The 1,753-nt window shown below is 36.7% G+C and carries 2 protein-coding genes and 1 pseudogene; all 3 read right to left on the bottom strand.

The annotated features are described in order from the left end of the window. Window positions 1-199: 199 nt before the first annotated feature. Window positions 200-595, bottom strand: coding sequence for a DUF2589 domain-containing protein (locus ACTQXY_RS15345; protein ID WP_441660196.1), 396 nt, complete (start codon window positions 593-595; stop codon window positions 200-202). Between the two features lie 521 nt (window positions 596-1,116). Beyond that, window positions 1,117-1,367, bottom strand: a pseudogene (gene tnpB, locus ACTQXY_RS15350) (IS66 family insertion sequence element accessory protein TnpB). A 20-nt stretch (window positions 1,368-1,387) separates the two neighbouring features. Continuing rightward, entirely contained in the window at window positions 1,388-1,579 is a 192-nt protein-coding gene (locus ACTQXY_RS15355; protein ID WP_441660197.1) for a hypothetical protein, read from the bottom strand. Window positions 1,580-1,753 lie beyond the last annotated feature (174 nt).

Below are 1,753 nucleotides of genomic sequence, written 5' to 3' on the forward strand. Positions count from 1 at the left end.
CCACTCGTTATGATAAGTTGGCATTCACATATATGGGGTTTATATGCCTTGCTTCAATCCTGATTTGGATAAAATAATCAAAAACTCATAATTTTCAAACACGCTCTAGTACGATTATATATAATTTTTCATTAACTATCAACTGTTTGTTTGTAAGCGCTTACTATTTAACTGAAACATTGTAAATATCGTACTTTCTTCATTCGTTTCCGTCTTTTAACGCGCTCTCCACTAGCAAAGGAGTAATATTCACCTCCAGAATATCCAAAACGCGAGCAAGTGCTTCCGGTGTCTCATTGTCGCCTAGTCGAACATTCACATGATATTTCACAGAATTGTCTGCACTTTTCGTATTCAAGCTATAATTACTTACATTTCTAGTTACATTCACTTTGATAATCCTAAGATTCCACCTGCTGTTTGCTGTTGCCTCAAAATCCATCACCTGCGTTTTTCCATTCTCACCAAACCCAACTTTATTGATAAATTCTACTGCGGAATTAGCAAGCTGTGAACTTACATCTGTGGCTGCCGACAGTGGTCCACCAAGCAAACTTCCCATATTTAATCCTGCAAACTCATCTTTTAGTGACATACGCTACCACCCTTCCTAATTTCCAACTCTAAAATCTACTTTTGATAATCAAGAATTCCTATATTCTTTTCTGAATATTTGCCTGAAGCGGCATTGATTTGTTTCAATTTACCCACAATCTCAGCAAGAATAGCTGAAACTGTGGATAATTAGATTCTTATTTTATTTTCTCTGTAAGTCCTTCCAAAAATTTAGATTGGAATGCAATTTGTGTCGATTTCCTCAACATACTATAATAAAGGACATGGCTAGTCTTTTTCTAAATTTTAATCCTAACACATATGACACTACGCAATGCAGTTCTATATCTAACCATACTTTTATCGACAAACACTTCACCTTCTAAAATAGGTCAAATTAATACTCAAAATATTGTTTTTATATCATTGTTAAGACCTTCATCTGCTTCTGCTGTTGCAAAAGAAGATGGATAAAAAACGACTTATCAACTATATTTAATTGTTCTTCCGTATACTTAACTGCCATAACCGAACCTCTATTCCCTGTATTAACATTTGATACTAGTCTGTGGTAATCTCCAGCGCTTCATCTTTTGTATACAACCATCGAAAGCTACCATTTTCAATACACTTGTATAGAAGGGGAAATCCGTCTCCTTTCCAGAGGAGTCCTTTTATTCGGTCAGTACGCTTGCCACAAAACAGAACAATGTATTCCTATCATAAGGATCCAGATGAAACTGAAAACGTATGATTCTAGCAAGGCTGTCAATACCTCTGTAAAGCTCCGTAAAACCGGTTGCTATATACACCTTTTTTTAATCTAGTTGCATTATTGAGCATCCATCATCACTCCCAAAAGTGTATTTAAAAATGAAGCAGATGCCTGGTCTATGATTTCCAAAGTGATGTGGTTTCTACCTCTGATCATAGCAACAATTTTGCACTCCGGCGTTTTATTTCTTTCCTGTATCGCAGAGTAAGAAACTTTTATAAAAGCCGGTGAATTGTCGGCTGTTGTCACGAAAGTTTCCCGGACTCTTCATAATCTCCAATAATAGCTTGCTTTCGCAATGTCGTGTAGTTGTGCAAATTTCGTCCGACCGGTGTGAATATTTCGCTTGAAACGGTGTGAGCATATTGTTCCACCGGTGTACCTGCTCGGAACATCGGTGTGAGACTTATTGTGGTATAGTTT

This window comes from Faecalimonas sp. LCP19S3_D12 (genome assembly GCF_052121495.1).
Classification (GTDB): Bacteria; Bacillota; Clostridia; order Lachnospirales; family Lachnospiraceae; genus Faecalimonas.

Bases quoted from the DNA above. Each gene is read 5' to 3' on its own strand.
- ACTQXY_RS15345 (WP_441660196.1), bottom strand. From the start codon at position 595: ATGTCACTAAAAGATGAGTTTGCAGGATTAAATATGGGAAGTTTGCTT.